Annotated in this window: 16 protein-coding genes; 6 read left to right on the top strand and 10 right to left on the bottom strand. The window is 72.0% G+C overall.

Annotated elements, in window-relative coordinates; genetic code table 11:
- The first annotated feature begins 67 nt into the window (after positions 1-67).
- Both ACFTWP_RS35575 and ACFTWP_RS35570 read left to right on the top strand, forming a co-directional pair.
- Positions 68-1216: an NlpC/P60 family protein gene (locus ACFTWP_RS35575; RefSeq protein ID WP_380269186.1), complete on the top strand. Its 1149-nt coding sequence runs from the start codon at positions 68-70 to the stop codon at positions 1214-1216.
- Positions 1217-1406: 190 nt separating this feature from the next.
- Positions 1407-2120 (top strand): phosphatase PAP2 family protein, encoded by a 714-nt coding sequence (locus ACFTWP_RS35570; RefSeq protein ID WP_380269227.1) that lies wholly within the window; start codon positions 1407-1409, stop codon positions 2118-2120.
- Between the two features lie 183 nt (positions 2121-2303).
- Here the strand turns inward: ACFTWP_RS35570 and ACFTWP_RS35565 are convergent, their stop codons facing one another.
- Positions 2304-2495 carry a hypothetical protein gene (locus tag ACFTWP_RS35565; RefSeq protein WP_380269185.1) on the bottom strand — a complete coding sequence of 64 codons (192 nt, stop codon included), beginning with the start codon at positions 2493-2495 and terminating at the stop codon, positions 2304-2306.
- A 165-nt stretch (positions 2496-2660) separates the two neighbouring features.
- On the opposite strand from ACFTWP_RS35565, the gene ACFTWP_RS35560 reads away from it, so the two are divergent.
- Together ACFTWP_RS35560 and ACFTWP_RS35555 are read left to right on the top strand one after the other, a co-directional pair.
- Complete coding sequence (locus ACFTWP_RS35560) at positions 2661-3533, top strand: hypothetical protein (protein ID WP_380269184.1); 873 nt, start codon at positions 2661-2663, stop codon at positions 3531-3533.
- A gap of 264 nt (positions 3534-3797) precedes the next feature.
- Positions 3798-4220 carry a hypothetical protein gene (locus ACFTWP_RS35555; RefSeq protein ID WP_380269183.1) on the top strand — a complete coding sequence of 141 codons (423 nt, stop codon included), beginning with the start codon at positions 3798-3800 and terminating at the stop codon, positions 4218-4220.
- A 133-nt stretch (positions 4221-4353) separates the two neighbouring features.
- On the opposite strand, the gene ACFTWP_RS35550 is transcribed toward ACFTWP_RS35555, so the two are convergent.
- Entirely contained in the window at positions 4354-4701 is a 348-nt protein-coding gene (locus ACFTWP_RS35550) for a metal-sensitive transcriptional regulator (protein WP_380269182.1), read from the bottom strand.
- 419 nt (positions 4702-5120) lie between these two features.
- On the opposite strand from ACFTWP_RS35550, the gene ACFTWP_RS35545 reads away from it, so the two are divergent.
- Together ACFTWP_RS35545 and ACFTWP_RS35540 are read left to right on the top strand one after the other, a co-directional pair.
- Positions 5121-5741, top strand: a complete 621-nt coding sequence (locus tag ACFTWP_RS35545; protein WP_073926641.1) for a DUF47 domain-containing protein — start codon at positions 5121-5123, stop codon at positions 5739-5741.
- A 5-nt stretch (positions 5742-5746) separates the two neighbouring features.
- Positions 5747-6742, top strand: coding sequence for an anion permease (locus ACFTWP_RS35540; protein WP_380269181.1), 996 nt, complete (start codon positions 5747-5749; stop codon positions 6740-6742).
- A gap of 163 nt (positions 6743-6905) precedes the next feature.
- Here the strand turns inward: ACFTWP_RS35540 and pstB are convergent, their stop codons facing one another.
- From pstB to mshD, 8 genes are all read right to left on the bottom strand, one after another.
- On the bottom strand, positions 6906-7682 hold the full coding sequence (gene pstB, locus ACFTWP_RS35535) for a phosphate ABC transporter ATP-binding protein PstB (RefSeq protein ID WP_190213860.1): 777 nt from the start codon (positions 7680-7682) through the stop codon (positions 6906-6908).
- Positions 7683-7726: 44 nt separating this feature from the next.
- Positions 7727-8806: a phosphate ABC transporter permease PstA gene (gene pstA, locus ACFTWP_RS35530; protein ID WP_380269180.1), complete on the bottom strand. Its 1080-nt coding sequence runs from the start codon at positions 8804-8806 to the stop codon at positions 7727-7729.
- A complete protein-coding gene (gene pstC, locus ACFTWP_RS35525) occupies positions 8803-9783 on the bottom strand; it encodes a phosphate ABC transporter permease subunit PstC (protein WP_380269179.1) in 981 nt (326 codons plus the stop codon). Before pstC ends, pstA begins: the two co-directional genes overlap by 4 nt.
- A gap of 146 nt (positions 9784-9929) precedes the next feature.
- Positions 9930-11060: a phosphate ABC transporter substrate-binding protein PstS gene (gene pstS, locus ACFTWP_RS35520; protein WP_380269178.1), complete on the bottom strand. Its 1131-nt coding sequence runs from the start codon at positions 11058-11060 to the stop codon at positions 9930-9932.
- A 407-nt stretch (positions 11061-11467) separates the two neighbouring features.
- Complete coding sequence (locus tag ACFTWP_RS35515; RefSeq protein ID WP_380269226.1) at positions 11468-11926, bottom strand: NUDIX hydrolase; 459 nt, start codon at positions 11924-11926, stop codon at positions 11468-11470.
- Between the two features lie 294 nt (positions 11927-12220).
- Entirely contained in the window at positions 12221-13309 is a 1089-nt protein-coding gene (locus tag ACFTWP_RS35510) for a CHAD domain-containing protein (protein ID WP_380269177.1), read from the bottom strand.
- Between the two features lie 67 nt (positions 13310-13376).
- Positions 13377-15557 (bottom strand): RNA degradosome polyphosphate kinase, encoded by a 2181-nt coding sequence (locus tag ACFTWP_RS35505; protein ID WP_380269225.1) that lies wholly within the window; start codon positions 15555-15557, stop codon positions 13377-13379.
- 269 nt (positions 15558-15826) lie between these two features.
- A complete protein-coding gene (mshD, locus tag ACFTWP_RS35500; RefSeq protein ID WP_380269175.1) occupies positions 15827-16777 on the bottom strand; it encodes a mycothiol synthase in 951 nt (316 codons plus the stop codon).
- Positions 16778-16899 lie beyond the last annotated feature (122 nt).

Here is a 16899-nt window from a genome sequence, read left to right as displayed (position 1 = left end):
CTCTGATGATTGCGCTGAGCAACGCCTTCCGGGACACTTCGACTGACGACTCGTCGGGATGGTGCTGATGGTACTCCGGAAGGCCGGTACGGCCGCCGCTGCTACGGGAGTTGTACTCGTCGGGTTCGTCGGGCTGGTGACCTTCGGAACGTATGCGGCGAGCGGTACGCCGCAGCGTCAGGGTTCGCGGGCCGCGCTCTCCGCCGGCACCGTGCCGGCGGCCTACCAGGGGTTGATCCAGGAGTGGGGCTCGCTCTGCCCGGAGATCTCCCCGCCGATGCTCGCGGCGCAGCTGTATCAGGAGAGCGGTTTCGATCCGTCAGCCCGCAGTCCGGCGAAGGCCTATGGGATGGCGCAATTCCTGGAGAGCACCTGGGCGACGTACGGGGTGGATGCGAACAAGGACGGCAAGAAGGACATCTGGGACCCGGCCGATGCAATCGCCTCCGCCGCCACCTACGACTGCGCGCTGGCCCGGGAGGTCGCGAACGTGCCGGGGGACGGCCAGGCGAACCTGCTCGCCGCCTACAACGCCGGCCCGTACGCGGTGATCAAGTACGGCGGGGTGCCGCCGTACCGGGAGACCCAGGGGTACGTCCGCAACATCTCGACGCTGGCCCGCAGCTTCACCGCGCCGACCGCCGCGGTGGAGGTCTCCCCGCAGGCCGCCGGGGCGATCTACTTCGCGCAGAACGTGCTCGGCACGCCCTACCTGTGGGGCGGTGAGGGGCTGCCCTCGCAGGGCGGGCGCTTCGACTGCTCGGGGCTCACCCAGGCCGCGTACGCGTCGGTGGGCATCACGCTGCCCCGGGTCGCCAACGACCAGTGGTACGCCGGGCCGCACCCCTCGCGCGACCAGCTGCGCCCGGGCGACCTGGTGTTCTGGGCCACCGACCTGAACGACCCGCGCAGCATCCACCACGTCGGGATCTACGTGGGCGGCGGCTACATGATCGACGCTCCGCACACCGGCGCGGTGATCCGCTACGACAAGATCGACACCAGGGAGTACATCGGCGCGACCCGGGTGACCTCCGACGGCGCCGGCGCCCTGCCGGTCCGCGGCGCGGACGGGAACATCACCGGTGGGCCGGCGACGGAGCCGGACCAGGGCGGCGGCGGCACCCCGGCCCCGACCGGCGGGCCGACGTCGGCGAGCCCGGCCGCGCGGGCCGCGGCGGCCGGCCGCCCGGGTCAATCGCCAGCGAAGACCTGACGCGGGCCGCCGCGCACGGTGTGAGCGCACGGTGGACGGCGAGTCAAGTTTCCATAACCCTGCGTTCCCGTGGAACCCTGTGTGCCGGTGGTGACGTTGTGTCCGGTGGTTCCGTGTCAGCTTCCTGAGCTGGGCCGACCCCGGCCGGGACCGCAGGTTTCAGCGGAGCAGGAGGAGGTGCGGCGTGCCGATGCCACGTGCCGACACGAGCGACCCCGATCTCGGTCTGCTCTACGCCGTCAACGGGCTGGCCAAGTCCTCTCCCGGCTGGCTCGACTCGCTGGTCTCCTGGGTCGGCGAGTACGGCATCCTGCTCGGCCTGGCCGCGCTCTGCCTCACCGGCTGGCTGCAGGCCCGCCGGCGCCCGGACGCCCCGGTGGCCGTGGCCGGGCTGCTCTGGGCCCCGCTGGCGGTCACCGTCGCCGAGCTGGCCAACCTCCCGATCGCCGCGATCGTGAACCGGCCGCGGCCCTTCGTGGACCACACCGGACTGGACGTCCTGGTGGCCGGGAAGGAGGGCACCCACTCCTTCGTCAGCGACCACTCGACGATGTCGATGGGGATCGCGGTCGCGCTGTTCCTGGTGAACCGGCGGCTCGGCTGGATCGCCGGGGGGCTGGCGCTGCTGCAGGGCTTCTGCCGGATGTTCATGGGCGTGCACTACCCGACGGACGTGATCGGCGGCTTCGCGCTGGCGACCGCGGTGGTGCTGCTGCTGGCGCCGATCGCGATGGCCGTGCTGGTGCCGCTGTGCCACGCGGTGGCGCGGACCCGGGCGGCGCCGCTCGTCGTGGCTGCCCGGCGGGGCGGGGGCGCCCCGCGCGGCGGCGGCCGGCGCCGTGGGGCCGTCGCCGGGCGGGTACCGGCCGAGGAGCCGACCCGGGAGCCGGATCTCGCCGCCTGAGGCCGCCTGGGCGGCTCGGCGGCCCGCCGCTCCGCGACGGCGGCCGGCGACGCCTGCGCGGGCCCCGCGGCCCCGCCAGCACCCTTCGTGGGGCCTGCGGCGCCCGGCGCTCGGCTCGGCACGCGGTGGCAATCGGGTCGCGGTGGCACTCAGGTCGCGGCGACGGTCAGGACTCGGGGGTGGTCAGGACTCGGGGGCGGTGTTCTCCTCCAGGTGTTCCGCGGCCTCTCGCCTGGCGAGTTCCCGGGAGCGTCGCGCGGGCCGGAACCACCCGCAGCTGCAGCCCGCGAAGCAGAAGGAACCGCGCTCGGTGATCTCCACGCGGTGATCGGGCATCTGGGCCGTGCCGGGGGAGGCCGGCAGCTCACTGTGCACGTGGCTCACCGTAACGCGCCTCGCACCCGGCGCGCGACGTTCCGAGTGCGCCGGCTCCCGCGTAACCCGCCGGACCTCAACTCGTTTGTCCGGAAAGAGCTCTGCCCACCGGGGGTGGGGGCTTGCCGGGCAGTCGGGCCCGAGGGGGTTGTCGCGAGAATGAAGATGCCGAACCAGAGCCAGCTGCTGCCGCACGTGCGGTCGGCGGCCACGGCGGTGGCGCTCGCCGCCGCCCTCACCGGCCTCGCGGCCTGCTCGGGCGGGTCCGGCGCCGCGGACCGTCGGCAGGACAGCTCGGCCGACCAGCTCGCCGCCGACCCGCTGACCGCCGTGCGGGCCGCGGCGGACATCACCGGCCGGACGGGCTCCGCCCACGCGGCCACCGAGCTGGTCACCGAGTCCGGCGAGAAGAAGGCCGCGTTCACCGGCGTCGGCGGGTACGACTACGTCCGGCGGATCGGCCGGCTGGAGGTGGCCGTCCCGCCCGGGGCCGCCACCACCGGGAAGATCGTCGAGGTGGTCCTGCCCGGCATCGTCTACCTGCAGAACAGCGGGGCGAAGGTGCCCGCCGGCAAGTGGGTCAAGCTGGACGTCCGCCAGCTGCCCGACGGGAACCTGGTGAGCAGCGGCGCGACCGATCCGGCCGGCGCCGCCGGGGCCCTGCGCGGAGCGCAGAAGGCCGAACTGGTCGGGGCCGAGACGGTCGGCGGGGTGGCCCTGAAGCACTACCGGGGCACGCTGGACCTGGCCAAGGCCGCGGAGGCCACCGGCGGGCGCGGGGCGGACGGGCTGCGGATGGCGGCGCAGACCTTCACGGTCAAGGAGGTCCCCTACGACGCCTGGCTGGACCAGCAGGGCCGGCTGCACAAGGTCGTCGAGGTGTTCACCTTCGCCGGTGTCGCGGGCTCGAAGGAGGCGAAGGACCAGGTCAGGGTCACCTCCACCACCTCGCTCAGCGACTTCGGCAAGCCGGTGGACGCCGCGGAGCCGGCCGCCGGCGACATCTACTCGATGAACCCGACCGAGCCCCCGAAGTGAGCACCCGGCGCCACCGTCGGCCCGGTCGCGCGGGTGACGCGGCGGTAGGGCCCGACCGGGACGGGCAGCGGTGCCGAAGCGGCGGCCCACCCGTTTCGGCCGCACCGAGATGGCCCGTCCGTGCCATGTGGCCGGGCTCCGAAATGCCTAGGCTGGACGGCGGGTGGCTGCCGCTCCCCCGGCCTCCGGTCGGGTGGGTGTCCCCCGTACCGAGGGCCGGGGGAGCATCCCGGTGGCAGGCAGGGCGCTGAAGGGGTGGTGCAGGTGGTGTCGACCTCGGGCGGCCGCGACGGCGGCCACGACCACACGGCCCTCGACGAGATCGAGCTGGCCGGCGAGCTGATGATCGCTGCGACCGACTCGGTCGGCGACCGCCTGCCGACCGAGCGGATCGACGAGGTGCTGCTGGATCGGGCGGACCGTACCGCCCCACCGGCTCCGGGCGCCCGTCGGCCGGGCAGCCCCGACCACGACCGCCGCGAGGCCCGCACCCGCCCGGGCGGCCCGGCCGCGACCGGCCCGACCGCGGGCACGGCGTCGGCGAGCGCCGCCTCGACAAGCGGCGCACCCGCCGCCGGCACACCCACCGCCGGTGCTGCCACCGCCGGCGCCGGTGGCAGCACCGGCACCGCGGGTGGCGGTATGGCCGATGGCGGTGCCGGCAGCAGCGGTCCAGGGCGCAGGTAGCAGGACGACGGGCGGCCGCGGTCCCGCGCCCGCCGATCAAGCCCGCGCCCCGTCCGCCGGGCCCACGGACTCCGGACAGCGCCGGACAGCGCCGACGGGGCCTGACGGACTCGACGGCGCCCGGCAGCGGCTGTCAGCTGCGCAGCAGCCGGCCGATCGCGGCGGTGGCCTCGGCGACCTTGGCCTCCAGCTCCGCGCCGCCCTCCTCCGCCGCGGCCGCGACGCAGTGCCGCAGGTGCTCCTCCAGCAGCGAGAGGGCGAAGGACTGCAGGGCCTTGGTGCTGGCGGAGACCTGGGTGAGCACGTCGATGCAGTAGGTGTCCTCGTCGACCATCCGCTGCAGGCCGCGGATCTGGCCCTCGATCCGGCGCAGCCGCTTGAGGTGGGCGTCCTTCTGGGCGCTGTAGCCGTGCGGGCCCGCGTGCGGGTGCGCAGCGGGCTCGGGCTGCGCGCCGGCCTCGTGCGTGTCGATCGTGGTCATCCGGCCCGCCTTCGTCATGGGTGGCTCGTCAGGGTGGCTCTGGGTGGTCGCTCGCAGTCCTCGGAGTACCTGTCCCGGGGTGCTCTCCCGGCCGCCGGCGGGGAGCTCCCCGCCCGGCCGGAGCCGGATCCGGCCCGAGGCTGGGGGCCCGTCAGCTTCTAGTGTCCAACACCGGCGGCCCGAGTGGTGTTCCTCCGTACGGGCGGCGCCCCGGATCTCCCCGTTGCACGGTGGGGGCAATACCGGCGAGGTTCCGTCAGACTGGGCTCGCTTCCGTACACGGGCGTACGGGTCGGCCTCAGGTCCGCGGACAGAGTCGGAACAGGAGCCTCCGGTTCCTCGCCGTTACCCCGTTTGCGTGGTTGTGGCTGCTTGCGCCTAGCATCGTTCAGTCCCTACCCCGCACATCGGAGATTTCCGTGCGTTTTAGCCTGACCCCGAAGGAGACGAGCTTCTACGACATGTTCTCCGCAGCCGCGGAGAACCTGGTCGTGGGATCGAAGCTCCTGCTGGAACTGCTGGGTTCAGACGTGTCGGCCCGCGCGGAGATCGTCGAGCGCATGCGCGCCGCCGAGCACGCGGGCGACGACACCACCCATGCGGTGTTCCACCAGCTGAACTCCTCCTTCATCACGCCCTTCGACCGCGAGGACATCTACAACCTCGCCTCGTCGCTGGACGACATCATGGACTTCATGGAGGAGGCCGTCGACCTGGTCGTCCTCTACGACATCCAGACCCTCCCCAAGGGCATCGAGCAGCAGATCGAGGTGCTCGCCCGCGCCGCCGAGCTGACGGCAGAGGCGATGCCGAACCTGCGGAGCATGTCCAACCTGACCGAGTACTGGATCGAGGTCAACCGGCTGGAGAACCAGGCGGACCAGATCCACCGCAAGCTGCTGGCGCACCTGTTCAGCGGCCAGTACGAGGCCATCGAGGTGCTCAAGCTGAAGCAGGTGGTGGACGTCCTCGAAGAGGCGGCCGACGCCTTCGAGCACGTCGCCAACACGGTGGAGACCATCGCGGTCAAGGAGTCCTGACCAGCGTGGACACGGCAGCACTCATCGCCGTCATCGGCGTGGCCTTCTTCTTCACGTACACCAACGGCTTCCACGACTCGGCGAACGCCATCGCCACCTCGGTCTCCACCCGGGCGCTCACGCCGCGGGCCGCGCTGGCGATGGCCGCGGTGATGAACCTGGCCGGTGCCTTCCTCGGCAGCGGGGTCGCCCACACGGTGTCCAGCGGGATCATCGAGACCCCGACCGGCAGCCAGGGCATGATGATCCTGTTCGGCGCCCTGGTCGGTGCGATCACCTGGAACCTGATCACCTGGTACTTCGGTCTGCCGTCCTCCTCCTCGCACGCGCTCTTCGGCGGCATGGTGGGAGCGGCGCTGGCCGGCGGCACCGGGGTGATCTGGAGCGGCGTCGTCGACAAGATCATCATTCCGATGTTCGTCTCGCCGGTCGTCGGCCTGCTCTGCGGCTACCTGGTGATGCTGGCCATCCTGTGGATCTTCCGCAAGGCCAATCCGCACCGGGCGAAGCGCAACTTCCGGGTCGCCCAGACCGCGTCGGCCGCCGCCATGGCCCTCGCGCACGGTCTGCAGGACGCCCAGAAGACCATGGGCATCGTGGTGCTGGCCCTCACCATCTCGGGCCAGCAGACCACCCAGGACATTCCGGTCTGGGTGAAGATCTCCTGCGCGACCATGCTCTCGCTGGGCACCTACGCGGGCGGCTGGCGGATCATGCGGACGCTCGGCCGCAAGATCATCGAGCTGGACCCGCCGCAGGGCTTCGCGGCCGAGAGCACCGCCGCGACGATCATGTACATCACCTCGTACGTGTTCAAGGCGCCGATCTCCACCACCCACGTGATCACCTCGGCGATCATGGGCGTCGGTGCCACCAAGCGGATCCGCGCGGTGCGCTGGGGCGTCGCCAAGAACATCGTGCTCGGCTGGTTCATCACCATGCCGGCAGCCGCCCTGGTGGCCGCGCTGGTCTACTGGATCGTCGACCTGATCTTCGGCTGACGCCTCCGTCCGACCGCGCTCCGCGCGGCACGGAACACGACAGGGCCCGCCCCCACATCTCGGGGGCGGGCCCTGTCCCTTACTCCGCGGCGGCACCGCCATGCAGCACCGCGAAGCAGCTCGTGCTGTCGTCGCTCCCCCCGAAGGGCGCGACAGGTGGTGGTCAGCCGAAGCGGCCCGAGATGTAGTCCTCGGTCGCCTGCACCGACGGGTTGGAGAAGATCCGCTGGGTGTCGTCCAGCTCGACCAGCTTGCCGGGCTGGCCGACGCCGGCCAGGTTGAAGAACGCGGTGCGGTCGCTGACGCGGGCGGCCTGCTGCATGTTGTGCGTCACGATCACGATGGTGAACTGCGACTTCAGCTCGCCGATCAGGTCCTCGACGGCGAGGGTGGAGATCGGGTCCAGGGCCGAGCAGGGCTCGTCCATCAGCAGGACCTGCGGCTCGACGGCGATGGCCCGGGCGATGCACAGGCGCTGCTGCTGACCGCCGGAGAGGCCCGCGCCCGGCTTGTTCAGGCGGGTGTGGACCTCCTTCCAGAGGTTGGCGCCCTTGAGCGACTTCTCCACCACGTCGTCCAGCACCGACTTCTTCTTCACGCCGGCGAGCTTCAGGCCGGCCGCGACGTTGTCGTAGATCGACATGGTCGGGAAGGGGTTCGGGCGCTGGAAGACCATGCCGACGGTGCGGCGGACGGCGACCGGGTCGACGTTGGCCCCGTAGAGGTTGTCGTCGTCCAGCATCACCTTGCCCTCGACCCGGGCGCCGGGGATGACCTCGTGCATCCGGTTCAGGGTGCGCAGGAAGGTCGACTTGCCGCAGCCGGAGGGGCCGATGAAGGCCGTCACCGAGCGGGGCTCGACGGTCATCGAGATGTCCTCGATGGCCTTGGTGGTTCCGTAGTAGGCGGACAGTCCGCTGACGTCGATGCGCTTGGCCATGATCGTTCGTCTTCTCTCGTCTTCGGTCTACGTCAGTCGGTCCGTCAGTGCCCGGTCTTGGGCGAGCGCCAGCGTGCGATGCCCCGGGCGATGAGGTTGAGCCCCATCACGAAGGCGATCAGCACCAGCGCGGCACCCCAGGCACGGGCGTACCCGAAGTCGTTGTTCACCTGGGCGTACTGCTGCCAGATGTACATCGGAAGCGACTGCTGGGGATCCTGGAACGGGTTGTTGTTGATGATGTCGGCGCCGAAGACCAGCATCAGCACCGGCGCGGTCTCCCCGGTGATGCGGGCGACGGCGAGCATCACACCGGTGGTGATCCCGCCGATCGCGGTGGGGATGACGATCCGCAGGATGGTCTTCCAGCGGGGCACGCCGAGCGCGTACGAGGCCTCGCGCAGCTCGTTCGGGACGAGCTTGAGCATCTCCTCGGTCGAGCGCACGACCACCGGCATCATCAGGATGGCCAGCGCGAGGCTGCCCGCGAAGCCGGAGTACGAGAACCCGAGTCCGAGGATCCAGACGGAGAGGATGAACAGACCGGCGACGATCGACGGGACACCCGTCATGACGTCGACGAAGAAGGTGACGGTCTTGGCGAGCCGGCCGCGACCGTACTCCACCAGGTAGACCGCGGTGAGCAGGCCCACCGGGACGGCCATCAGGGTGGCCAGCGCGACCTGCTGCAGGGTGCCGATCAGCGCGTGGTAGATGCCGCCGCCGGGGCCGGCGGAGAGCACGCCCTTCATGGAGTGCGTCAGGAAGTTCCCGTCGACCACCGCGAGGCCCTGCTGGACGGTGTAGAAGGTCAGCGCGGCGAGCGGCACGACGGCCAGCACGAACGCGACCCAGACCACCGAGGTGGCCAGCCGGTCCTTGGCCTGGCGGCGGCCCTCGACGCGGGCCGAGACGCCGTAGCTGATGATCACGAACAGCGCGGCGGCGATCAGGCCCCACTGCAGGTGGCTGGCCAGACCGAAGCCGGCGCCGATCCCGCACGCGACGGCGATGGACGTCCCGGCGATGGCGGCCGGCGCCCACTTGGGCAGTCGGGCGGTGGTGAGGCTGCGGCGCAGCTGGGGCAGGGCCGAGGCGGTGGTGCTGCTGGTCACGGCGCTCATGCGTTGGCCCCCGAGTATTCCTTGCGGCGCGCGACGATCACGCGGGCGGCGCCATTCACCAGCAGGGTGATCACGAACAGCACGAGGCCGGAGGCCATCAGCGCGTCCCGGCCGAAGGGTCCGGCCTCGTTGAACTTCAGCGCGATGTTCTGCGCGAAGGTGCCGCCGCCCGGGTCGAGCAGGTGCAGCGAGAGCACGCTGTTCGAGGAGAGCACCACGGCCACCGCGATGGTCTCGCCCAGCGCGCGGCCGAGGCCGAGCATGGAGGCCGAGATGATGCCGGGCCGGCCGAACGGCAGGACGGCGGTGCGGACCATCTCCCAGCGGGTCGCGCCGAGCGCGAGCGCCGCCTCCTCGTGCATCCGCGGGACCTGCCGGAAGACCTCGCGGGTGACGGCGGTGATGATCGGAAGGATCATGATGGCGAGCAGGATGCCGACCGTGAAGAGCGTGCGCGGCGTGGTGCCCGCGCGGCTCTGGTCGAAGATGTACGTCCAGCCGAGGTACTCGTCCATCCAGCTGGTCAGGCCGTCCAGGTGCGGGACCAGGAAGAGCGCGCCCCAGAGGCCGTAGACGATGCTCGGCACGGCGGCCAGCAGGTCGACCAGGTAGGCGAACGGCTGGGCGATCTTCCGCGGCGCGTAGTGCGAGATGAAGAGCGCGATGCCGATCGCGACCGGCACGGCGATCGCCATCGCGATCACCGCGCTGACGATGGTGCCGAAGGCCAGGACCGCGATGCCGAAGACGGGCTTCGGCGCGTCGGGCGTCCACTCGAAGGTGGTGAGGAAGTTGCCCTCGTTCTTGCCGAGAGCCAGGGCCGAGCGGTACGCCAGGAATCCCGCGATGGCGGCCATGATGACCAGCAGCAGAATGCCGGCGCCCCGGGCGGCGTTGAAGAAGATCTTGTCGCCGAGCTGACTGCTCTTGCGCCTGCGGACCCTGCCTCGCGCATCTGCAGGGAGGGATGAAGTCATTTGGTCTACTCCGGTCTGGTGGCGCTGCCCCGAGGGGGCGGCACCATGGCGGCGGTGCCCCGGACGTGCTTCGGTGGATGGTTCCCGATGGGGCGGCCCCGGCCCCCCCAGCTGTTCGGGGCCGCCTCATCGGTGCTCGGAGGGTGTCAGGCCAGGGTCGGGATGACGGCCTGGACCTTGGACGCCAGCTCCTTCGGCAGCGGGACGTAGCCCGTGCTGCCGATGGCCTGCTGGCCGTTGTCGCTGGCCGCGTAGGTCAGGAACGACTTCAGGGTCTCCAGCGTGTCGGCCTTGTTGCCCTTGTCGCAGACGATCTCGTAGGTGACCAGGACGAGCGGGTACGAGCCCTCTTCCTTGGTCGCATAGTCGAGGGTCAGCGCCAGGTCGCTGCCGGTGCCGGCGATCTTCGCCTTGGCGAAGGTGGTGGCGGCGTTGGCGGCGGTGGCCTCGACCGGCTTGCTGGCGCCGGTGTTGATGGCGGCGCTCTTCAGGCTGTTGGTCTGGGCGAAGGAGAGCTCGACGTAGCTGATCGAGTTCTTGACCTGCTTCACCTGGGCCGCCAGGCCCGCGCTGCCGCTGGCCGACTGGCCGCCCTTGCCGGCCCAGGTCTTGGCGGCCGGGTAGGCCCAGGCGCCGCCCGAGGCCTTGGCGAAGTACTTGGTCAGGTTGTCGGTGGTGCCCGAGTCGTCCGAGCGGTGGAACGCCTGGATGTCGGCGGCCGGCAGGTTCACGCCCGGGTTGAGGGCGGCGATGGCCGGGTCGTTCCACTTGGTGATCTGCGAGTCGAAGATCTTGGCGGTGGTGGCGGCGTCCAGCGTCAGCTTGTCGACACCGTCGACGTTGAAGACGATCGAGATCAGGCCCGCGACGAGCGGCAGGTTGATGCCCTGGCCACCGGTGCAGACGGCCTTGGTGGCGTCGACCTCGGCCGGCTTCAGCGCGGAGTCGGAACCCGCGAACTGGACCTTGCCCTGGGTGAACTGCTGCACGCCGGCGCCGGAGCCGCCGCCGCTGTAGTTGACCGAGGAGCCGGCGCAGGCGTTGCCGAAGTTGGTCTTCCACACGTCGATCGCGTTGCCCTGCGCGGTCGAACCGGCGGCCACCAGGGCACCCGCCTTGCCGCAGGCGATGGCGGCGGCGCTCGGAGCGCTGGTGCCGGCGGCGCCGGTGCCACCGGTGTTGTCGTCCGAGCCGCAGGCGGCGAGCGACAGCGAGCTGACGAGCGCCATGGCACCGACGACGAGGGCCTTGGAGCGGCCGTTCCGCTGGAGCTTCACAGGGTGTCCCTTTCTGTGGCATTGCCGACGCCGGTCGCATCCGGACGGTACGTGTCCGGACGGCTGAGGATGGCGCGGGTTTTGCTGTGGTCCGGGGCCCGTTCGGCCCTCCGGTAATCCAGAAGTTAGGACGGGCAGGTGACGCGTCAGCCGGTCGCAAGTGAACGGAGGGTGAACCTCGAACGGATGGCAGGAAACAGCGCCAGGTAGTAACGGTTGCGTCACGGGAAGAGCGCAAGCAGATCACTCGAACGGGCGAGGTCGGCGGCCACCCGGGTGACGGCGACTCCTCGCACCGGCGGGCCGGACCCGGTGGCCCGGCCGGCGGCCGGGCCGGCGGCCGGGGAGGGAGCCTGCGCGCCGCGCACGGCCCGGCGGACGGCGAGGACGCGGCAGGCGCCGGGCGGTCAGTCCTTCGACAGCGGGCGGGCGCCCAGGAGCTCCAGCAGCGCGTCCACCAGCACCCGGTCCCGGTCGTGGGTCAGCCGGGCCCTGGCCTTGCGCGCCGGCAGCCACTCCAACCGGTCGACCTCCCGGTTCGGGGTGAAGGAACCGCCGACCGGGACGGCCGCCCAGTACCGGACCTCCTTGGGCCGCCCCTGCGCCAGGTAGTGCTGGGCGGGCAGCTCGGCCCCGAGCACGCAGCGCATCCCGGTCTCCTCCTCGACCTCCCGCAGGGCGGCCTCGACCAGGCTCTCCCCAGGGTCCAGCTTGCCCTTGGGCAGGCTCCAGTCGTCGTACTTGGGGCAGTGGATCAGGGCGATCCTGGGCCGGCCGAAGCCCTTGCCCTTCTTCTTCTCGCGCCCCGGCAGCCAGAGCACCGCGCCGGCCGCCAGGATGGTCCGCCCGCGCGCCGGGGTGTGCACGCCGACCGGCCGGCGGGTGCGCTTCGACCTCTCTGGCGCGGCGGCGGGCCGCGGGCCGCCCTGCTTCTTCGCCTCGCGCAGCAGCCGCCGCCGCTCGGCGTCACGGGTGCCGGACTCCGCCGCGCCCGCGTGATCCGCCCGCTTGCCACCGGCCCGCGTGCCGCCCGCCGGCCGGCCCCCGGCCCGCGCGGCGGCCTGGTCGGCGCCGGTGGCCGAGCGGCCCGTCGCACTCATCCGGGCCGGGCCCGTGGCGCGGTCGTCATTGCCCTGCTTACCGCTCAGGCGGTTGCCCATTCATGCCATCCGTGACGCTGGGGGCACCTCTCCCCCGGCCTGGTGGCTTGGAGGTGTCCCCGAGCCGGCGAGGCTGGGGACGAGGTCCGGCCACTGCAGGCCGAAGGCGTACCGTGCCGACTCGACCTCCAGTCGCTGATCAGCATGCACCACGCCGAGCACGTAGGCCGTCGCAGGGGTGATCCGCGGGGTCCGCGCCGCGGTGGCGGCCGTGACCGCGGCGTCGGCGGCCTCCTGGTGGCGGCCCAGCGTGCGGTCCAGCTCGTCGAGGGCCAGGATCGGCCGGGCGCACACCTCCATCGCGTACCGGGCCCGCTTGACCAGGATCCGCACCCGGTGCCAGGGCGCGTCGTCGGCGGCCAGTGCCGCGTCGGCGTCCAGGACCCCCCGGGCGGCCGGCACCGTGCCCAGCCGGCGCAGCCCGTCGCCGCCGTACGGGGTCGCGGCGCGGTGCAGCGGCAGCAGTTGGGCGCCGGCGCCGAGCGCGGTGAGGGCGGCGGTGGCCTGCGGGAGGAGGGCGTCGGCCGCCGGGCTGCCGCCGGCGGCCCGTAGCGGCACCTCGCCGACCAGCAGGGTCATCCGGTCGGCCAGGGCGTGCAGCCGGGCCGAGCGGAGCTCCTGCAGGACGGTGGAGTGCGCCCGGGTGCGGGCCAGGGTGAGCTGCCGGTCGAGCAGGGCCCGGGCCTTGGGCGCGCCGGCGTGACCGGCCAGCATGCCGGGTCCGTCGGGCTCGGCCGCACTGAGCGAGTCCAGCGCGCCGAGCAGTCGGGCGGAGCGCCGCAGGTACCCCGGCTCCTGGGCGAGCAGGTTGAGCAGCCAGCGCAGCTCCGTCCGGGACTCCTGTGCCCAGCCCGGCTCGAAGGAGGCCGCGAAGGTGTGCAGCACGCCGCCGATCCGCCGGACGGCCCGCAGCAGGTCCGAGGTGCCCGCCGAGGTCAGCAGGACGGCCCCCGGTCTGGAGCCGACCTCGCCGACCGCCTGCGGCAGGGCGCGCAGGAAGGCGCCGGCCTGCGCGGTGAGGTGGCGGGAGAGGATCTCCCCGGTGGTCGCGGTGGACGGCCCCGGGGCCGTCATCGGCGCATCGGTCATGGCTGTGGTGAATCCCCGTCCCCCCGGGGGCCTTCCCCCGGGGCTGGTGGCCGACTGCTCGACGGCCTCAGCGGGCCGAGGAGGAGGCCCGGCGGCGCTGGCGTGAGTCGATCAGCAGGTCCTGCACGTGCCGGAGCCTCCTCTCCTCGGCGTCGTGCGAGTGGCGGGTCCAGGCCCCGTCGGGGCCGAGGTGCCAGGACTCGGTCTCGTCGGAGACACCGAGGTCGATCAGTCCGGACAGCTCGGCGCGGTGCGCCGGGTCGGCGACCCGCACCAGCGCCTCGATCCTGCGGTCCAGGTTGCGGTGCATCATGTCGGCGCTGCCGAACCAGACTTCGGGATCGCCGCCGTTGCCGAAGACGAAGATCCGCGAGTGCTCCAGGAACCGCCCGAGGACGGACCGGACCCGGATGTTCTCGCTCAGTCCCTCCACCCCGGGCCGGATCGCGCAGATCCCGCGCACCCAGACGTCGACCGGCACACCGGCCCGCGAGGCCCGGTAGAGGGCGTCGATCACGGCCTCGTCGACGATCGAGTTCACCTTGAGCTTCACGTGCGCCGGACGGCCCGCCCGGTGGTGCGCGATCTCCCCGTGGATCCGGGCGATCAGCCCGTCCCGCAGCCCGCGCGGCGCGGTCAGCAGCCGGCGGTACGACTCCCGCCGGGAGTACCCGGAGAGCCGGTTGAAGAGGTCGGAGAGGTCCGCACCGACCTGCGGGTCCGAGGTCAGCAGGCCGATGTCCTCGTACAGCCGCGCGGTCTTCGGGTGGTAGTTGCCGGTGCCCACGTGCGCGTACCGGCGCAGGGTGTCGCCCTCCTGGCGGACGACCAGCGACAGCTTGCAGTGCGTCTTCAGGCCGACCAGCCCGTAGACGACGTGGCAGCCGGCCTCCTCCAGCTTGCGGGCCCACTTGATGTTGGCCTGCTCGTCGAAGCGCGCCTTGATCTCGACCAGCACCAGCACCTGCTTGCCGGACTCGGCCGCGTCGATCAGGGCGTCGACGATCGGCGAGTCACCGGAGGTGCGGTAGAGGGTCTGCTTGATCGCGAGCACGTCCGGGTCGGCGGCCGCCTGCTCCAGGAAGGCCTGCACCGAGGTGGAGAAGCTGTCGTACGGGTGGTGCAGCAGGACGTCGCGCTCGCGCATCGCGGCGAAGATGTCCGGCTGGGAGGCCGACTCGACGTCGGTCAGGCCCCGCGCGGTGCCCGCCACGAACTTGGCGTACTTCAGCTCCGGCCGGTCCAGCCCGGCGATGCCGAACAGGCCGGTGAGGTCGAGCGGCCCGGGAAGCGGGAAGACCTCCGCCTCGGTGATGTTCAGCTCGCGGACCAGCAGGTCGAGGATGTAGGGGTCGATCGACTCCTCCACCTCCAGGCGCACCGGCGGCCCGAAGCGCCGCCGCATCAGCTCCTTCTCCAGCGCCTTGAGGATGTTCTCGGTGTCGTCCTCCTCCACCTCCAGGTCCTCGTTGCGGGTGACCCGGAAGGCGTGGTGGGCGAGCACCTCCATCCCCGGGAAGAGCTCCTCCAGGTGGGCGCCCATCACGTCCTCCAGCGGGACGTAGCGCTGCGGCGACGCCTCCAGGAAGCGGGACAGCGACTGCGGCACCTTCACCCGGGCGAAGTGCTTGTGCCCGGAGACCGGGTTGCGCACCACCACGGCCAGGTTGAGGCTCAGGCCCGAGATGTACGGGAAGGGGTGGGCCGGGTCGACCGCGAGCGGGGTCAGCACCGGGAAGATCTTCTGCCGGAACAGGGTGTGCAGCCGGGCCTGCTCCTTGTCGGCCAGCTCGGACCAGCGCACCAGCTCGATGCCCTCGGACGCGAGGTCCGGCAGCACCTCCTGCTGGAACGCGGCGGCGTGCCGGGCCATGAGCTCGCGGGAGCGGTTCCAGATCAGGTCCAGCACCTCGCGCGGCTGGAGACCGGAGGCCGACCGGGTGGCCACGCCGGTGGCGATCCGGCGCTTGAGGCCGGCGACCCGCACCATGAAGAACTCGTCCAGGTTGCTGGCGAAGATCGCCAGGAACTTGGCCCGCTCCAGCAGCGGGATGTCCGGGTCCTCGGCGAGTTCCAGCACCCGCTCGTTGAACGCCAGCCAGCTGCGCTCGCGGTCGAGGAACCGGCCTTCGGGAAGCTCCTCCAGGTCCTGCTCCTCCGCGGAGAACGGCTCCGGGGGCATCCCCAGGGCAGTGGACATCCGCACGGGTGAGGGCAACGGGACAGAGACGGGGCGGGGGATGCTCATGGGCTCCAGCTCCTCCAGCAGGACGCAGTCCGAGTCGACCGGCAGACCGTCGTCCTCGTGGAACGTCAGCGCCCATCCGCCCGGCGCGGCCGGAACGTGGCCGATTCTGGGGCGTCGGCCGGCGCTGCGCGAACGAGACACTACGGACTTCATCCTGTGATCTTCGCGGCGGCAATTGAATCCACGGTAAACACCGCATGGCCAGGAGGAAAGCTGAGTCGGTCGGGGCCGGGGTTCGTCACGCCCCGCACACCCCTCCCGCCAGTCCGCTACTGGACGCGGTACATCAGGTCCACCTCGTGGATGGTGAACCCCAGTCGTTCATATACCCGCACAGCGGCCGGATTGTCGGCGTCCACATACAGAAGTACGGTGGTCAGCCCCCGTTCCCCGGGCCCCTGACCGGTCAGGTGGCGCAGGCCGGCGGCGGTCAGCGCCCGTCCGAGGCCGCTGCCCTGCTCGGCCGGGTCCACGCCGACCACGTACACCTCGCCCAGGGCCGGCTCCGACCCGGTCGCCGGATGGACCTTCGTCCAGTGGAAGCCCACCACCCGGTCGCCGCGGGTCGCGAGGAAGAACCCCGCCGGGTCGAACCACGGTTCCGCGAAGCGGTCCGCCAGGTCCTGCGCCGTCCAGGAGCCCTGCTCCGGATGGTGGGCGAAGGCCAGCGCGTTCAGCCGCAGCCACTGCGCGTCGTCCTGCCCCGGACGGAAGGTGCGGAGCGTGATGCCCTCGGGCAGCGGCACCTCGTCCACGGCGGAGCCGGTCCTGCGCATCTGGCGCAACTCCCGGACCAGCTCGCCCCCGAAGGAGTCCGCCAGGTGCCGGGCGGCCGGGTGCCCGCCGTGCGCCCAGAAGTCCACCGGCCCGCCGGCCTCGGCCAGCACCGCCTCGACCAGGTGCCGGCCGAGCCCCCGGCCCCGCCGGGCGGGGTGCACCACGAGCTCGGCCGTGCCGGCACCGCCGGACTCCGATGCGGACTCCAGCTGGGCGTACCCGGCCCGCGCCCCGGCCGCGTCCACCTCGCTCTGCACGAGATGGACGATCCCGGGCCGCGGCGCATCCGCTCGGAGGCGGAGCCGGCCCTGTTCGGACACGGCCTCCCGTCCGTCCTCGCGGGCGGCGGCGGTCAGGATCTCCCTGATCTCGTCCGTGCCCTCCGGCACCGGTCCCGCGTGGATCTCGCTCCCTGCGCGCGTGTAACTGCGATCAGCACCCATGGGTCTGACCCTACGTCAACGGGCGGCCGGGAAACGCAGAAAAGCCCCGCCGGTTACCCGGCAGGGCTTCTCCACAATGATTGTTCGGCGGCGTCCTACTCTCCCACAGGGTCCCCCCTGCA

It is taken from the genome of Kitasatospora sp. NPDC057015 (genome assembly GCF_042673745.1).
GTDB lineage: Bacteria > Actinomycetota > Actinomycetes > Streptomycetales > Streptomycetaceae > Kitasatospora.
The sequence above is the reverse complement of the archived record's forward strand: the minus strand, read 5'-3'. Positions and strand labels throughout refer to the sequence as shown.